The organism is Sporosarcina soli (assembly GCF_042655805.1).
Classification (GTDB): Bacteria; Bacillota; Bacilli; order Bacillales_A; family Planococcaceae; genus Sporosarcina; species Sporosarcina soli.
Genome location: NZ_JBHSNO010000005.1, coordinates 1120500 through 1136814 on the forward strand (window position 1 = coordinate 1120500; position 16315 = coordinate 1136814).

A 16315-nucleotide genomic window follows, 5' to 3' on the forward strand; every position below is an offset into this window, starting at 1 on the left:
GTATTTTAATTCTTACAACTTGAATGGAATCAAAAAATAAGAGGTTCCAAAACAATGTTGAATTGCTTTGAAACCTCTTATTTTATTCGCCCTTCCCGTATAAGCCTTTTTCCCGATGCATGAAACGACTGATACTCATTAATGTGTGCAGTCGTTCGTTTTGTTTCACTATAGTGAATTTCGAAACGGGAACATGAATGGATGTGCCGTTCATGAATGTAATAACCGATTTCCCTTTCGCAACTTCGTCGACAGTGAAACGATGGTTGAAGATCCAGATACATTCCGGATTTTTTGGTGATTCCGTAGGGAATACCCCGACTTCGTTCGGTACGATCATAAACGGCGGTTTCCGTGAAAACTCCAACAGCAATGCCGCAGCTTGTGTACGCCCCTGTTTCGTTGAAAAGTAACGGAGACACGCCTTATTCAGTAACTCCTTAGCTGGTAACTTGGAATAATAAATTCCTTGAGTTGTAATAATTTTGGATTGATATCCCCCGGTAAAAACTGGCTTTAACGCTAATGCACACTCATCAAGTAATAAAGAATCACAGTTCAACATGTAAAAATCCCCCTTTTTTTCCCTCTATTCACAGTTTACCATTATCCCACAAAGATTCATAGTCTAAATTAATTAAATATGGGGAATTATCCAATTTAATTGGTCCATATGTCACTTTAGGTCTCTCAATTCTTAACGTATGGTGCGCCAAACGTCATAAATGAGCATTGGTTTCCATATTCCGATTGAACTACGATGAAGTCACCCGGGAATCCAAAGCGCCGTGCACGGTCTGAAAGGCCGTACAAATGACAAATTTTGAAGACATTTTACAACAATATGAACCGATGATCTCCGCCTCGATCCGCAATCTGCATATTTACCGTGACCATGACAGTTTCATACAAGCAGGAAGAGTCGCTTTATGGCAAGCTTGGAATCGCTTTGACGCTACAAAAGGGAATTTCACAGCATTTGCCTATCGAAGCATTAGAGGCGCCATGCTGGATGATATGAAAAAGGAAAGCAAATTTGATGAAAGGTTCACCCATGTGGACGATTCATCATTAGCGTATCTCCTAGAGAACCAAAACCATTGCCATGCCGGGATGGCCGATAAAATTACCGATATACTAGATATACTAGCACCTGCTGAGCGGGAACTTATACAATCGTTATTCATCGAAGGGCTCACCCTTATGGAATGTGCTAAAAATATCGGCATTTCAGTGGAGGGAATAAAAAAGCGGAGGCATCGGATACTGTTCAAATTGAGAAGTGCATTCGCGATAGACTCGTAAGGATCGATCAGTTGATGTCTTTCGTCTCCCTACTTTGTCCTTACCTCAATAGTAAAGGGTTGTCCATTGTATCGGACAACCCTTTACTTCATTCGCTGTTTTTTCAACGCATCCTCTTCTTCACACAAACTCCCAAACCGCCGATTGCGCAGTTGAAAGTCTTCGATGGCTTCCAAGAGACACTCCTCGTCATAGTCCGGCCAATAGACATCTGTAAATGCTAATTCTGCATAGGCAAGCTGCCAAAGCATAAAGTTCGAAAGCCTGACTTCACCACTCGTCCGGATCAGCAAATCAGGCTCCGGCAAATGACTCGTCATGAGGCAGGACTCCACTAACGCTTCATTCACATCTGCAAGGTCAATCTGCTGCGTCATGGCTAACTCGCAAATCTGCTTCACTACATTCACCAATTCAAGCCGACTTCCGTAATTCATGGCAAAGTTCAAAACAAGACCGTCATTCTGTTCCGTCGCCTTCATCGCCTTTTCAATGGCGTGCTGCGTATGCTCCGGCAATGCTTCGAAATGACCAATCATTTCTACCCTGATATTTTCTTCAATCAGTTCAGGCAAGTATGCAGTTAGGAACTTGCCCGGAAGTTTCATAAGAAAATCAACCTCAACTCTCGGTCTTTTCCAGTTTTCGGTTGAAAACGCGTAGAGAGTCAAAACATTAACACCGAGTTCATTCGCAAAACGGGTAATTTTACGGATCGTCTTCATCCCTTCGTGGTGACCGGCGACTCGGGGCAGATTACGTTGCCTTGCCCAACGCCCATTCCCATCCATGATGATCGCAACATGATTAGGCATTTGCTTTTTTCGGGCAATACTCAATCTATCCGCAAAACTGTCAGGCACAGGCATCACAGGCTCTGACTTTTTCCAAAGAAACTTTTCGAGCATATTGTATCCTCCAATCTGCAAACCCACGTCAAATATAGGGGGATGTAGTCTGTCCTATTGCTCATAAATTCATTTATAAACATTGCATATCATTCAATCTAACTTTATTGGTATTGCAAATAGCTAATGGCTGAACTTTAAATCAAATACCCCAAATCTGTAATCACCGTGACATCCCCATGACCATTTAATGCCGTTACAGGATACTCAACAGTCTCTTTACCTTCCAACAGCTTTTCAAGTGCAAAGCGTTTACGTTCTCCAAAGGCAATGAGGATGATCTTCTTCGCTGCTAAGACAGAAGATATCCCCATTGTCAATGCAGTTCTTGGTATTGTTTCGTCAGGATCAAAAAATGTGCTATTTACGCCTAGTGTGGATTCGGTTAATGTTGTAAGATGCGTCACCGAATCAAACGAAGTGCCCGGCTCGTTAAATGCAATATGACCATTCTCGCCAATTCCGAGAAGTTGAACATCCAAAGGGTACTCCCTTAATCGTTTTTCGTATGCCGCGCATTCTTCTTCAAGATTGTTAGCAACACCATTCGGAATAAATGATCGCTTAAACTTCTTCTTACTAAACAAATGCTCCTGCATGAAATAGGCATAACTATTCTTATTCTCTGCGTGAAGGCCAACATACTCATCCAAATTGAATGTCGTAACCTTCTCGAATGATAGTTCCGATTCGACCCATTTCTTATAAATTGGAATCATTGTACTCCCTGTTGCAAGTCCGAGCACATCGAGCTTTCCTTCATCCAATTGGCCTTGAATCATTTTACATACCTGTTGTGCCGCTTGTTCCTGATCTTTGACGTTTAGTAATGTGATGTTCTCCATTTTTCCACCTTGCCAAATCTATAAATTTATATTCCTAGTAATGAGATTTTTCTTGAAAGCTGTTTCTTTAAGATTGTAATAACTCTTTCCTGCTCCTCTTCCGTCATGTTAGATCCCGAAGGCAGACAAAGCCCTTCTGCAAACAACCGCTCACTGACGCTCGCCTCTTCTGCATGCCGATAGAATTTGCACCCTTCAAACAACGGCTGCATATGCAACGGCTTCCACACCGGGCGTGCTTCAATGTTCTCCGCTTCTAAAGCATCAATCAGCTCATAAGGTGTAATGCCCACCTTATCTGGATCTAACGTCAACGCCGTTAGCCAACGGTTCGAATACGTTCCTTCAAGTTCAGGCATAAAGTGAACACCTTCGATTTCACCTAACGCCTCAATATATCGATCAAATATATCGCGCCGTGCCTTCACTCGCTTATCCAACACTTCAAGCTGCGCTCGGCCAACCCCTGCAAGAATGTTACTCATCCGGTAGTTATATCCCACTTGGCTATGCTGATAATGTTTCGCTGTATCACGTGCCTGCGTCGCCAAGAAGCGTGACTGTTCCAATGCACCTAGATTATCAGAGACAAGCATTCCCCCGCCCGATGTCGTAATGATCTTATTACCATTGAATGAATAAATCCCAAACTGTCCCAATGAGCCGCTCTTTTTACCTTTATAGAGAGAGCCAAGCGACTCGGCCGCATCCTCGATCATCGGAACTTCATACCGCTCACAGATTTCCAGCAATTCATTCATCTTGGCACTTTGCCCATACAAGTTAACGACAATCACCGCTTTCGGCAATTTCCGATTCACTTGTGCATCTTCAAAAGCACGTGCCAACGCGATAGGAGACATATTCCATGTCTCTTCTTCCGAATCAATGAACACCGGCTCCGCACCTGTATACAAAATCGGATTTGCACTCGCTACAAACGTTAAACTTGAGCAGAATACTGTATCGCCTTGTTCGATGCCAAGTAATTCAAGCGCCAAATGGATCGCCGCAGTACCCGATGAAGTTGCTGCAGCACCAGCCATCCCCACATATGAAGCCAGCTCCTTTTCAAACGCATCCACATTCGGCCCAAGCGGCGCAATCCAATTCGTTTGGAACGCTTCGTTTATGTATTTCTGTTCGTTCCCGCTCATATGAGGGGAAGACAAAAAAATTCGCTTGTTTTCTATCATGTTCATCACCCCATTACCCTTATTTTTTATCGCCTAAGATATAGTAAGACAGTTCATCTTTACTAAATACTTTGAAACGCTTATATATACTCGTGAAAAAGGAGGCACCCAGTACAATCCAAACAAGGAGGGCAATTATGGATGGCGTCCCCAGCTGTGCCGGCGAGCCAGGCACTATCAATAAAAGTACAAACATTGTACTAAAAGCCGCTCCCAATAAAGCGATTGTCTTTTTAATGGGTGATCGTTCTAATCCATTCGTATTCCTTGTCCAACTGAGCACCCGATATGCGGTAAAACATGTAAAGAAATAGGCAATCGATACACCGATCGAAGACATATCAACGATCCAAATCAAAGCCTCACGACCAAACCAGACAGATGGCAATGTAAAAAGAGCAATGAAAATAATCGACTTATAAGGTGTATTATATTTAGGATGTAAATCCGAGAAAAAAACTGGAAGCGTTTTTCCGCGAGACATCGCAAACAAAAGCCTGCTCGATGAATGAAAAAAACCATTAAGTCCAGTAAAAATCCCCATAATGATTGCAATTGCTAAAACAACAACGCCAACCGTACCAAAGGATGAACTGATAATATCGCCCGTTAACCATAAATTTGAATGATCCACACTTGTCCCTGAAGCGAAAGTCCATGATGTAACGCCAATCATGGTCGCATATACTAGCCCGGAAGCTAATAATGACATGATAATTAGCCCAAATGCTTTGCTAGGCGAAAATTTGAACTCTTCCGCCGCCTGGGGGACATTATCAAATCCGACGTATGCCCAAGGAGCAATTGCAAGTATCAGCAATATGGAAACGAGTGGCGATTTCCCATCAGGAAAAGCGGGTTTCATATTTTCAATCGGAAAATCTGCAAACGCGAACGTATAGATGCCCATTATTGCAACACCCAAAATCAAAACAACCGAAAATATAAATTGAAGCTTGCCAGAAAACCCGTTACCTCTAATGTTCAAATAAGCAAAGAGCAAAATAGCTAATGAGGAAATGATAACCTCGGGAAGGTACACTTCCCACCCTGCAATTTCATAGAGAAATAGTTGTTTCATAAATGAAGGGAATAAATACTTCAACAATAACGAAAAAGCTGAAGCATTCAATGCAACGATACATGCATATCCTAAAGCCAGGAACCATCCTGTTATAAATGCCCAAGTCTTCCCGGCACTTAGAAAGGCGTAAGCAAATTCTCCGCCGGAAACAGGATGCTTTCTAATGAGAACTCCGTAACTGACAGCTATGAACATCATGACAACTGCCCCCAGAAGCAAGCCAATCATTGCTCCCGCAGGTCCGGCCTCAGCAATCCAGTCCCCGGGTAATATGAAAGCCCCCCACCCGATGGAAGATCCGAATGCGATCGCCCATACCCATGACGGTTTCAGATTCTTTTCCAATACTTCTCTTTTCTCCATCCATACATCTCCTTTTAGTAAGTCTTAGCTTGTCCTTGCTTCGTCTTTTTGGATGTATTCGTTAACGATATATGCTGTTTTACCAGAAGCTAAAGGCTTGATCTCATTAACTTTTTCGATGGAAATCATTGCATTTTCTCCTAAAATACCATGCAAAATCCGTAGTAGCTTCGTTTCGTCATAGTACGCTTCGTCAGTCACGACTTTCATGGTGTAGTTATTTTTATCCTGTTGAATGAATTGAAACTTAATAACGCCTTTAACATCTTTCATTTTTACGTTAATCGAGAAAGGCGAAATTTTCTCCCCGGTTGGAGAGAACAACATTTCAATCTTTCTACCTGAAATCGATGAGAGAGTGACAATCCTTTCGCCCCTTATCTCTTCAATTTTCATGACACCCAAGTCGCCCGTGTCATACCGGATTAAAGGCATCGCTTTCGCTTCCAAATCAGTGATGACGATTCTTCCTTCCTCACCTTCCTCACAAGGCGAATCTGAATCCAACTTCAATATTTCCACGTAAAATGATGCTTGATTAACGCGGTAAAACGGTGAACCGGGATTTTGTACCGCTATTAACCCTAATTCTTCTGCAGCATATCTGACTTGAATTGGACAGCCGAATACCCGTTGGATTACAGTTTTCTGCTTTTCAAGTAAAGGTTCAGCAGTACAAATAAGACCGACCAAATTGAAATGTTTCGGAGTATCTCCTTTTTTCTCACAATACAAAGCAATTTCATATAAGGTCGATGGAAACCCAATGATACATTTCATTTCTTTAATATCTGTTCTAATTTTCTCGAGAGCATCGGCCGACATCTTTGTCGGATCAATATGAATCTCATTCTGCAACAGCAGATTCAACCGACTTTTTGGATGGGTCGCTCTGATGAATCCATGCTTCATGCCGAAGTAATACTTTATCGGTATTCCTAGAAAAATCACTTCTGCTATTTGCCGGATCCTTTTGTTATGCTCCCTATAAAATTCCATCGGAGTACCGGATGATCCGGAAGTTGTTACTTTAATGAGTTCATTTTTCGCATATGAAGTAGAGAGAAATGACTGACTCTCTTTTCGGATAATGCTTTTGTTAACAACAGGCATTTGCGAGATGTCAGCAACGTCCTTATAGGTATGATAATAGGGAACAGTTCGTCCAGCATGGCTAATGATCTCATTCAATTTGTACTCGAAACGCGGATTCCTAACATCTTCTTCTACAGATGTTATTTGGTCGTAAATTCCTTTTTTTAGTACACGATCCATAAAAAAGAAAAGCTTATTTCGAATAACCTCATTGAAGTTCATAATAGAAGAATCAGACAGTCGTACCATCTTTGAAACACCTCAATTTTTCATTTCCTTAGCAGGTATGCCCACTACAGTGGCATAGCGCATTGTGTTCTTGTTCACCATCGAGCCGGCGCCAACAACCGCCCCTTCACCGACAGTCACCTGCGGCAATATAGATGAGTTCGTTCCCGCTTGGCTTTTGGGCTCCATTTTCGAATAGCCGGACAGATTCACGCCGGGGTAAACCGTTACATGATCCCCAATTTGCACATCATGACCAATCGTGCAGTTAAAATGAATTAACGCAAAATCACCGATACTGACATTTGCGGAAAATACAACGTTTTCCGAAATGATATTTCCGATCCCCATCGTTATCGATGAATTAAGATTTACGGATGGATGTACAATATTTGGATATAAGAGATGGGCATTTTGAGATAACTTCTGACTGATTACAGACTTGATCTCTGGATTTGCAATCGCAATTACAACATTTGCCATTACATTCAAGCTAAGTAAATAGTCTGTATCGCCAACCACTTCCATTCCATTCACAGATGTCCCGATCACGCTGGAATCATCGTCAATAAAACCTGCAAAAGTCCAATTGCGATCTCGATCTGACAGGACCTTTATCGTTTCAGCAACGCCCCTTCCAAGACCGCCGGTACCAATAATATACGTAGGAATACTCATCTCAATCGCCCTCATTTCCCGTAAAACGCTCAACCATTTTATTAGAAGTTGTATTAATACCTTCTGATTTGAATACCTTTTTAACCGTCAGCAAAAGAATCTTCATATCGAGTAGAAAGCTCTGATTATCGACATACCATACGTCATGTTCGAACTTCTCTTTCCAACTGATCGCGTTTCGACCATTTACCTGCGCCCATCCCGTAATTCCGGGGCGCACATCATGCCTTCTTGCTTGTTCAGGCGTGTAAAGTTTCAAGTAATCGACCAATAATGGCCTCGGTCCCACTAGACTGATATCACCTTTTACTACATTGAACAACTGTGGAAGTTCATCTAAACTCGTCTTTCTCACCAATTTTCCAAATTCGGTAAGACGCATTTCATTCGGTAATAAATGCCCGTTTTCATCCACGTCATTTGTCATTGTCCTGAATTTATAGATCTCGAAAATTTTCCCGTTCAGTCCTGGTCTTTTTTGTTTAAATAATACAGGTGAACCTAATTTAGATTTTATGAATATAATAATTATCAAGATTAAAGGTGAAAGAACCACTAATAATAAACTGCTTACGATAACATCAAAAATTCTTTTCACTTATCTCACTTCACTCCTGATTTTTGAATCATTCACTTCGATCGCATTCAATTTCATATCACTGATCATTTCTTTATAAATTCGCTCTCCTAAGATATCCCACGAGTATCTCGTTTCAACATGATTTTTTAGAGCAGCAGAATATCTTGGTATCTCCTCTTGATGAGTAGATAACCAAAGTATTTTATCCCGAAGAGTCTCGATATGATCAGAAACAAAAACTCCATCGATTTCATTATATTCGCCTACGAGCTCTGAATTAGTATGCATAATCATCGGTAAACCAGCGGCCAAGTAGTCATATAGCTTATTCATACTAAATCCCCACTTATATAAAGGACTATCTAAAATCGCAATATAACTCATATTTGCTTTACTCAATAGATAAGGGATATCGACTTTTCTTACAGGTTCTAAAAAAGTAATATTATCAAGCTTTTTCTCGGCAGCTTTTTTTATTAATTTATCCTTTAAAGGGCCTGCTCCTACTGACAAGAAATGAATGTTTTTTTCAGTATCGGACAAATGGACTTGCTCCGCCAAATCAATTAGTTTATCCAAATCATTGGCTATTCCATGGGAGCCCGTATAGATAATCATAAATTTATCTTCAAAGTCCCTAAACATTTCATCAATACTTTCGGATTCATTTCTCTGTTTGAAAGCATTGAGATTGACGCCATTTGGAATATGGATTACTTTACGCTCGTCTATGCCTTTGGATTTCACATAATCTACAGCTCTATCAAATAGAACGATAGTTTTATCGGACTTCTTGTATAAAAACTTTTCCAGTCCAAATAAAAATTTACTTACAATATGATTTTCACTGATTTTCCCGAAATCGATAAATGTTTGGGGCCATAAATCACGTTCTTCAAAATAGAACGTTGACTTTTTCAGTTTCGAAATTTTATATGCCGCCAAAGCTGCCAATGGATGCACGGAAGATCCTATGATCAAGTCCACTTTTTCATTTGCAAATACTCTTTTTACAGTTTTTATGGATTGGTTATAGTAACTGAAAAAACTAAGTATCCTTGTGCTGTTTTTTTGATAAGATGTCGTTTTTAGCCATACAAAACGAATGCCTTCTACCTTTTCGACTTGATAATTTGCATGTTCATGTTCAATCAGATACTTTTTTTGAATATTACTATATGATGAAGCAAAGATTGTGACGTTACATCCTTTGCTGATCAAGTATTTGGCTAATTCATAGTGTCGGGTCCCTGCACTTTGAAGGGGCGTTTTTGCGTAATGATTAAAGATCCATATATTCAATGTGTTCCCTCATTCTTGGTTCCTTAATAATTGTTCTTCAGGAACTTTCCGTAATATTTTTGCCGGTGATCCCACAACCAGACATTCTTTCTCTACATCCCGTGATACGATACTTCCTGCGGCGACAGTTCCATCTTCATAAATTACTTTTCCGGGTAGTATCGTGGAGTTTGCCCCAATTCGACCTCCATCTTTTACAGTGACCCCTTTGAATTTGTCAAAACGTTCTTTTCCTCTGGCCAAATAGTTATCGTTCGTCGTGACGACACATGGCGCAACAAATACGTAGTCGCCAAGCTCTGAATAGGCGGTTATATAACAATTCGTTTCGAGTTTACATCTCTTCCCGACTACACAGTCATTTTCGATTGCAACTCCGCGACCGACAATCGTTTTTTCTCCGACAGTCACTCGTTCCCTGACGGTAGCTAAATCGGCTATGAACACATCATCGCCGATTTCAGCATTGGCATAGATGATTGCGGATGTTCCCACAGTAACACCCGAACCGATTTTTGCGGCCGGCAACGTCTTCACCTCGGGAAGAATGGACGCTTTTGCACGTGTCGGCTGTTTTCCGATCACCGCATTATCTTGAATGATCACGTTATTACCGATTTCTGTTCCTTCATAGATGACAACATTGTTTCCAATCACAACATTGTTTCCAATCGTTAGATTTTCTCCAAGAACAACGTTATGCCCTCTCTTGATCGTCAATCAATACCCACCCTCTCCTTGTGAAATTGCTCGGTCTCTTCAGATTGGCTTTCAATTACATTTTGGGAATAAAACTCAGCTATCTTCTCAATGACATAGTCTTGTTGCTCTTCTTTCAATTCGGGGAACATCGGCAACGACAAGGCTTCTTTCGCTGCTTTTTCTGTTTCTGGCAAATCGCCTTCGCTATAACCCAATTCTTCAAAGACTGGCTGTAAATGCAAAGGTATCGGATAGTAAATCATAGTGGCAACGCCTTGCTCTTTCAGGAAAGCCTGCAATTCATCCCTCTTTTGAACTCGAAGCGTGTACTGATGGAAGACATGGTAATTCCCTTCCACTTCAACAGGTGTAACAACATGTTGTCCCATAGCCTCATTCAGTTTTTCAGTGTAATATGTAGCACGCATTCTGCGATTCTCGCCCCAGGCAGGCAAATGCGGCAACTTCACACTTAGAACGGCCGCCTGCATTTCATCCAATCGGCTATTATAGCCTAAGACATGATGGTGATATTTCGGCTTACTGCCATGGACACGAATAACGCGAGCTTGTTCTGCCAGATCCTGATCATTTGACACGATCATCCCGCCATCGCCATATGCGCCTAAATTTTTGGTAGGAAAAAAGCTATAGGTTGCGGCGCTACTCATTTCTCCAACTTGTTTGCCTTTATAGGTTGAACCAATCGCCTGTGCAGCATCTTCAATCACATACAAATTGTGTTTCTTAGCAATTTCCATGATTGGATCCATGTCTGCCATTTGACCGTATAAGTGAACAGGAATGATTGCTTTCGTTTTCTCAGTAATAGCAGCTTCAATCTTTGAAGGGTCAATATTGTATGTAACCGGATCAATATCAACAAATACCGGTTTCGCATTGGCACGTGCAATGGCCCCCGCGGTGGCAAAGAAAGTGAATGAAGTTGTAATGACTTCATCGCCTTCGCCAACGCCTGCCGCTTGGAGCGCGATATGAATTGCATCGGAGCCGTTCCCCACGCCAATTCCATGTTTTGTCTTACTCATTTTAGCGATGTCATTTTCGATTTGCTTCACATGGCTGCCAAGGATGAATTGTGACGAGGACATTACCTGATCCAGTTTCTCAATTATTTCTTCCCTTATATTGAGGTATTGATTACTTAAATCTAGCATCGGAATTTGTTTTCTCAAAATACTCTCTCCTTATCAAAATAGGATTTTTCAGTAATAGTAACCCGAAAATAAAAATCCATCTATTATCATATAAATCACCTGATATTTGAGCAGTGTATAAACTAAAAAGGTACATGATCAGCAAAGTTTCGTTCACCAGTTGTGTTTTTTCTTCAATTCGGAAGCTTGATTTTTTTATAATGGAAGTGAACGGATACAAAATAATAATGAATAAAATTGTCAAACCCAATAGTCCATTCTCCATAAAAATCTCTGCAAAAATATTATGGGGATAAATATATTCAGGCATTTTTATAGCAAAGGATCCTGTACCATTTCCAAATAGATAAGATTCTTTCCCATAAAGAAATGCTTGCTCTATTAACCAAGTCCTAACATTAATCGAGTCACCTTTGTTCTCGGAAAATAGCAGAAGAAACCTACCATAGAACCTGCTTTCCTGTATAAAAGGCCACAAAAAAACAAATGGTATTATTAAGAAAAATAGTAAGAAAGTAAACTTCATTACTGATTTACCTTTTGTTTTCTTTGTTTTTGCAATGATAAGTACCAAAAATAATGTAACTAAAATAACTGTTCCTAAGATTGTTTGTCTGGCTCCACTTAAGAAAATAGCCCCCAGAAAAAACCATAAACTAAAGTATTTTACAACGCCTCGTTTTGAACTAAATATTAAAAAAAGATTAGCTGATATACCCATAAACATCATTCGACTAAAAGTGTTAGAACCGCTGTTTAAAAAGGTTAATCTGTCCGTAAAGAGAGTATTATTGATTACCCCCATTGCTATAGAGATTATCGCCATTACTAAAGCTATAAAATAAAATGATTTTATTAAGTTTATTAAATCTTTTCTTTCCTGAACGCAAATATCTATGATTAAAATCAGGAAAAATACATAAATAGTAAACTCGATAGACTTTGTAAAACCGTATTGACTTGTATCAATGTAGTTACCTACCAATAAAATTAATGAAAAGAGGAAGAATAAAGAGATATAAAATTGATTGGTTAATCCATACCCCTCCCTTTTCTTTATTATTACGAAACTTAGTAGTAAGGCAATAATACCGATAAGTCCAAGGTAGATTGGAATAGGTGGTAGATTAATACCAAAATTGGTTCTTCCCGCAAATATAATTAGTACAATAATGATCATCTGAGTTAACTTTATTAAATCATTCAGCTTCAATTTGGTCTTCCTTGCTAGTTATGACTTTTTTTATATATACAAAAACAATCAAATAAAAAATCACTAGTAACAGCGAGATGATAGATAGAGTTGTTTCCACTTTAACTTGCAAGAAATCTAAGGCGAAGAAAGCTATAATAGTTGCTATGCCTCTAATTGATTGCCAGAAGAAAAGAAAATTTTGTTTTTCTAAAACTTCTAACGTTACTGTCAATGGATAGACGATTATTTCCACAAAGAATAGAATTGACATTATACTCATTAGTTCACCGGAATAACTCCATTTAGATCCGAAGATAATCGAAAAAATTTCTGGTCCAAAAAAGAATAATAAGCTATACGGTAAAATAGCCGTTATCATTAGCCTTTTTACAATTTGATTAAAAAGTTTATTGATTTTGTTATATCTTTTTGTTTCAGTACGAATTTCCGATATATATACTTGAGATATTGATTTACCAATTAAGACCATTGGTGCATTTACTATCTTTAGCCCAAATGTATAGTAGCCAGCTAAAATCGGACTATAGAAGAAAATAAGCAAAAAAGGGATAGATTGGTTCACCAATACAAATATAAATTCAGAACTGGTGGAGAGAAAAACATATTTCTTTTTTTCCTTAATGAGTTCGAAAACATTTAGATAGCTGAATTTTGACGTTTTATTATTCGTTAAATTTCCTTTTATAGCCCTGACATTGGTAATTAGCCTGCCTATTGCATCTCCAATTATCAAAGAATTAGGGATTATCTTTAATACACCCAATCCCATCTGGGTAATGACCATTAAAATAGAATTAGAAACAAACAGCTTTTTTAAGTCATTGAAATTCTTGTTCCTAATGTATAGGCTTGAATTTATTCTATTTAACCCTAATGCAAAAACACCAACAGGTATTAAATATAAAAACCCGGAGCTTTCTAAAGGTATTTTAAATAATTTACATAGCAACTCTTTTTGACTATGAAAGATAACAAATAAAACTAATGAAAATAGTATATTAAAAATCATTGATACTTTAACGATAAAAATAGCGCGTGTATCTTTCTCTTCTGTTTGCATCGCTAATTCGAGTTTGAGTGTTGACAAAATACTTAATGTCGAAATTAGTAACGTGTAAATGGCTAATACGCCATATTCTTCCGGAGTATAAATTCTACTTAATATAGGTGATGCTAAAAAAAGTATTAGTTGCCCGGTAGCCGTTCCTTTAGCGATCGTGAGAACGTTTTTTATAAAACCTTTATTCTTTGTATTTTTCATCATTCACTTTATAGCTTGTAGTAATTTCTTTGTGTTTTATCAATTGCATTTCTCGTATCAAGGATCGCCTTACTCTGTTCTTGTATCATCCCGTACTCTAACCCACTATGATTCGTTGCGATCACCACAAGATCCGCTTCTTTCAGCTTTTTCTCTGTCAATACAATCGATTCAATGATTGTCCCATCCAACTTAAATTCAGGCACATGCGGATCTACAACTTCCCATTCAGCCCCAACCTTCGTTAATCGATTCAATATCGGCAACACCGGTGACTCCCGATAATCGTCAATGTCTTTCTTATAAGCAACTCCAAGCACAAGAATTTTAGATCCTCTTAATGATTTCTCCTGTTCGTTCAAAATTTCTGAACAACGCTGAACAACAAAATCCGGCATACTGTCATTAATCTCACCAGCAGTTTCAATCAATTTTGTATGGTAATTGTATTCCCGGGCTTTCCATGTCAAGTACCATGGATCGATTGGAATACAGTGACCGCCAAGACCCGGTCCCGGATAGAAAGGCATGAACCCATAAGGTTTTGTTGCCGCTGCATCAATGACTTCCCATACGTCAATCCCCATTTTGTTGCAAAGGATTGCCATCTCGTTTGCAAGTGCAATGTTGATATTCCGGAAGGTATTTTCAAGCAGTTTTTCCATCTCGGCAACAGCCGGACTGGATACTTCGTGTATATCACTGTCAAGAACAGCACGATACATGGTTGCCGCCACTTCGGTACATGCTGGCGTAACCCCACCAACGACTTTTGGCGTGTTTTTCGTATTGAAGTCTTTATTTCCTGGATCGACACGTTCAGGCGAGTATGCTAAAAACACGTCTTTTCCGACAATAAGACCCTTCTTTTCCAGAATTGGCTTGATAAGCTCTTCTGTCGTCCCCGGATAAGTTGTGCTTTCAAGAACGATTAGCGTGCCGGCCATCACATTTTCAGCAATCGCTTCCGCTGAGCTTTTCACATACTCCATATTTGGCTGTTTGTAAATATCAAGCGGCGTGGGTACACAAATCGCAATCGCATCGACTTCTTTAATAAAGGAATAGTCGGATGTGGCCATCAGTTTGTCTGCAGCAACTAGTGCTTCAAGATCTTCTTGGACGACGTCGCCGATATAATTCATCCCCTGATTGACCATTTTCACTTTCTCTTCCTGGAGGTCAAAACCGATGACTGTGAATCCCGCCTTCGCCTTTTCGACTGCCAATGGAAGCCCTACATAACCAAGCCCCACGACACCTATCTTGGCGGTTTTAGCATTCAACTTTTCTAGTAAACTTTGTGATTTTGTTTTGGTCATTGTCATTCGAATCATTCCTCTCCGTCATCTTCACAGATTTGTTTAGTTTTGCGGATTCATAGAAAGCTAGAACAAGCTCGACAGCTTTACGTCCCTCTTCCCCCGTGATTGCAGGTAAACGATCTTCCCTGATCGCTTCGATCATATCTGCAATGATTTCTTCGTGACCTGACTTTCCCCAAGGATTGGATCTTACTTGGTCAATAGTGGTCTCAATCAATTGATCACTCATATCCTGAAGATTCAAAGTTTCAAAATGGAGCGCATTCGCCCCACCTATTTTAACGGTTCCTTTTTCACCGAAAATCGTAATTGACTCTTCGTAATTTCTCGGATAGACCGTTGTTGAAGCTTGAACTGTAGCGAGTGCTCCTGATTGGAAACGAATGATTCCCGTGGAGACATCTTCCGCTTCGATGTCGCGAAAACGGGTTGCTTCCATGCTGAACACTTCTTCGGGCGCTCCCATATACCATAAAAGTAAATCCAAATTATGTATTGCCTGATTCATTAACACTCCGCCGTCATATTCTTTTGTTCCACGCCAAGGAGCTTGGTCATAATAATCCTGACCACGGTTCCAATTGACAATACAGAGCGCATGACTAATTTTACCGAGCAGATTCTGTTGAAGAACCTCCTTCAATTTCATCGCTGCTGGACGGAAACGGTTCGGATGGACAACAGCCAGCTTCACATTTTGTGCCTGTGTTGCTCCGATGATCCGGTCCGTTTCTTCTAAAGTCATCGCAATCGGTTTTTCAACGATGACATGTTTACCATACTTTGCAGCAAGCTCGGCTAAAATTGCGTGAGAGCCGCTCGGTGTACAAATATTAACGATATCGATTGACTCATTTCTCAGCATTTCTTCAATGTCTGTATAGGGAGTGGCATCATGTTCTTCAACATAGGGTTGCATCAACTCCGGTACTTGATCGCAAACCGCCACTAATTTTGCATCTTCGATATTCTTGATGGCCTGGGAGTGCTTCTTTGCTATAAAACCGCACCCAACAATTGCAAAATTCATATAAAACCCTCACTATTCA

The 16315-nt window shown here is 39.9% G+C and carries 16 protein-coding genes; 1 reads left to right on the forward strand and 15 read right to left on the reverse strand.

Features of this window, described 5'->3' with window-relative positions; genetic code table 11:
• Positions 1–82: 82 nt before the first annotated feature.
• The gene (locus tag ACFPRA_RS09380; protein WP_381433212.1) at positions 83–565 is read right to left on the reverse strand and encodes a competence protein ComK; all 483 of its coding nucleotides are present in this window, start codon (positions 563–565) and stop codon (positions 83–85) included.
• A gap of 248 nt (positions 566–813) precedes the next feature.
• Between ACFPRA_RS09380 and ACFPRA_RS09385 the strand changes: the two genes are divergently transcribed.
• Positions 814–1305, forward strand: a complete 492-nt coding sequence (locus ACFPRA_RS09385; RefSeq protein ID WP_381433215.1) for a sigma-70 family RNA polymerase sigma factor — start codon at positions 814–816, stop codon at positions 1303–1305.
• 83 nt (positions 1306–1388) lie between these two features.
• Here ACFPRA_RS09385 and ACFPRA_RS09390 read toward each other — a convergent pair whose 3' ends face one another.
• From ACFPRA_RS09390 to ACFPRA_RS09455, 14 genes are all read right to left on the reverse strand, one after another.
• Positions 1389–2174: an isoprenyl transferase gene (locus ACFPRA_RS09390; RefSeq protein ID WP_381434837.1), complete on the reverse strand. Its 786-nt coding sequence runs from the start codon at positions 2172–2174 to the stop codon at positions 1389–1391.
• A 176-nt stretch (positions 2175–2350) separates the two neighbouring features.
• Positions 2351–3058, reverse strand: coding sequence for a glucosamine-6-phosphate deaminase (locus ACFPRA_RS09395; RefSeq protein ID WP_381433218.1), 708 nt, complete (start codon positions 3056–3058; stop codon positions 2351–2353).
• Between the two features lie 26 nt (positions 3059–3084).
• The gene (locus ACFPRA_RS09400; RefSeq protein ID WP_381433220.1) at positions 3085–4260 is read right to left on the reverse strand and encodes a DegT/DnrJ/EryC1/StrS family aminotransferase; all 1176 of its coding nucleotides are present in this window, start codon (positions 4258–4260) and stop codon (positions 3085–3087) included.
• 13 nt (positions 4261–4273) lie between these two features.
• Entirely contained in the window at positions 4274–5701 is a 1428-nt protein-coding gene (locus tag ACFPRA_RS09405; protein WP_381433223.1) for an APC family permease, read from the reverse strand.
• 24 nt (positions 5702–5725) lie between these two features.
• The gene (locus ACFPRA_RS09410; protein ID WP_381433226.1) at positions 5726–7045 is read right to left on the reverse strand and encodes a phenylacetate--CoA ligase family protein; all 1320 of its coding nucleotides are present in this window, start codon (positions 7043–7045) and stop codon (positions 5726–5728) included.
• Between the two features lie 12 nt (positions 7046–7057).
• Positions 7058–7702, reverse strand: a complete 645-nt coding sequence (locus ACFPRA_RS09415) for a NeuD/PglB/VioB family sugar acetyltransferase (RefSeq protein ID WP_381433229.1) — start codon at positions 7700–7702, stop codon at positions 7058–7060.
• Position 7703: 1 nt separating this feature from the next.
• Positions 7704–8300, reverse strand: a complete 597-nt coding sequence (locus tag ACFPRA_RS09420) for a sugar transferase (protein ID WP_381433232.1) — start codon at positions 8298–8300, stop codon at positions 7704–7706.
• Complete coding sequence (locus ACFPRA_RS09425) at positions 8301–9584, reverse strand: glycosyltransferase family 4 protein (RefSeq protein ID WP_381433235.1); 1284 nt, start codon at positions 9582–9584, stop codon at positions 8301–8303. It lies immediately after the preceding gene.
• 9 nt (positions 9585–9593) lie between these two features.
• Positions 9594–10298, reverse strand: a complete 705-nt coding sequence (locus ACFPRA_RS09430) for a DapH/DapD/GlmU-related protein (RefSeq protein ID WP_381434840.1) — start codon at positions 10296–10298, stop codon at positions 9594–9596.
• Between the two features lie 2 nt (positions 10299–10300).
• Positions 10301–11464 (reverse strand): DegT/DnrJ/EryC1/StrS family aminotransferase, encoded by a 1164-nt coding sequence (locus ACFPRA_RS09435; protein ID WP_381434844.1) that lies wholly within the window; start codon positions 11462–11464, stop codon positions 10301–10303.
• Entirely contained in the window at positions 11448–12677 is a 1230-nt protein-coding gene (locus tag ACFPRA_RS09440; protein WP_381433238.1) for an O-antigen ligase family protein, read from the reverse strand. The genes ACFPRA_RS09435 and ACFPRA_RS09440 overlap by 17 nt, the downstream gene beginning before the upstream one ends.
• Positions 12664–13944 (reverse strand): lipopolysaccharide biosynthesis protein, encoded by a 1281-nt coding sequence (locus tag ACFPRA_RS09445; RefSeq protein WP_381433241.1) that lies wholly within the window; start codon positions 13942–13944, stop codon positions 12664–12666. The genes ACFPRA_RS09440 and ACFPRA_RS09445 overlap by 14 nt, the downstream gene beginning before the upstream one ends.
• A 5-nt stretch (positions 13945–13949) precedes the next feature.
• Entirely contained in the window at positions 13950–15269 is a 1320-nt protein-coding gene (locus ACFPRA_RS09450) for a nucleotide sugar dehydrogenase (protein WP_381433244.1), read from the reverse strand.
• Positions 15217–16296 carry a Gfo/Idh/MocA family protein gene (locus ACFPRA_RS09455; RefSeq protein WP_381433247.1) on the reverse strand — a complete coding sequence of 360 codons (1080 nt, stop codon included), beginning with the start codon at positions 16294–16296 and terminating at the stop codon, positions 15217–15219. Before ACFPRA_RS09455 ends, ACFPRA_RS09450 begins: the two co-directional genes overlap by 53 nt.
• Between the last annotated feature and the right edge of the window lie 19 nt (positions 16297–16315).